Annotated in this window: 2 protein-coding genes; both read left to right on the top strand. The window is 51.5% G+C overall.

What is annotated here, in order from left to right:
* Positions 1-233: EF-Tu C-terminal domain-related protein (locus tag ACW5XD_RS23865; RefSeq protein WP_456496932.1), on the top strand; the 233-nt coding region annotated here is incomplete at its 5' end.
* A gap of 111 nt (positions 234-344) precedes the next feature.
* Positions 345-887, top strand: a complete 543-nt coding sequence (gmhB, locus tag ACW5XD_RS23870) for a D-glycero-beta-D-manno-heptose 1,7-bisphosphate 7-phosphatase (RefSeq protein ID WP_456497018.1) — start codon at positions 345-347, stop codon at positions 885-887.
* The last annotated feature ends 203 nt before the right edge of the window (positions 888-1,090 follow it).

The raw sequence follows: 1,090 nt of genomic DNA on the forward strand, positions 1-1,090 counted from the left end.
GTCGTCATACCCCGTTCTTCAAGGGCTACCGTCCGCAGTTCTACTTCCGTACTACCGACGTGACCGGTACCATCGAACTGCCGGAAGGCGTTGAAATGGTAATGCCAGGCGACAACATCAAAATGGTTGTTACCCTGATTGCGCCGATCGCAATGGACGACGGCCTGCGTTTCGCTATCCGTGAAGGTGGCCGTACCGTAGGTGCCGGTGTTGTAGCTAGCGTAATCGCTTAATCGATTCGTTATATACAAATATGAAAGGGGTGGCTTCGGCCGCCCCTTTTTCTTTTTAGGCTTTGTGCCCTATGAGATACTTTGCAAAATCATTTATTGAGGTAGTCCCCTGTGAGCAAGCCCGCCATTTTTCTGGACCGTGACGGTGTCATCAACGAAGACACCGGTTATGTCTGCAAGGTAGACGACTTCCATTTCCTGCCCGGTGTGATCGACGCCATGCAGCTGCTGAAGAAGAAAGGCTATCTGTTGATCGTCGTCACCAACCAATCTGGTATCGCCCGCGGCTATTTCAGTGAGGACGACTTCATGAACCTGACTGAATGGATGGACTGGTCACTGGCCGATCGGGATGTGGATCTTGACGGTATCTATTTCTGTCCACATCACCCGGATTACGGCGTACCTTGTGATTGCCGCAAACCTGAACCCGGTATGCTGCTGCTGGCACAACAGGAACTGGACATCGACATGAGCCATTCCTATATGGTGGGTGACAAACCTTCCGATTTGAAAGCAGCAGTCGGTGCCAAGGTTGGTCATAAAGTCATGGTGCGTACTGGCAAACCCGTGACGGATGCCGGCATCGCCTTGGCGGATGCCATCTACGACAACCTGCATGAATTCGCCGTTTCAGTGCCTGTCGCGGGCTGATTTTGTTCGCTTAATATGCGCATTGGTGGCTTTGTGAGCGAACGGTTGGTGAAAGCCATTTTTTTGCAATTATCTGCTTGCCAGAAATTTTCTACTCCCTATAATGCGCCTCCATCGACAGGGCAAGCGGCAACGCAAACAAGCCAGTCGGTGCCTCGAAAAGCCTTTGAAAATAAGGCTTGACTCGAGAAGGCGGTTGAGTA

The organism is Aeromonas enterica, from assembly GCF_054052465.1.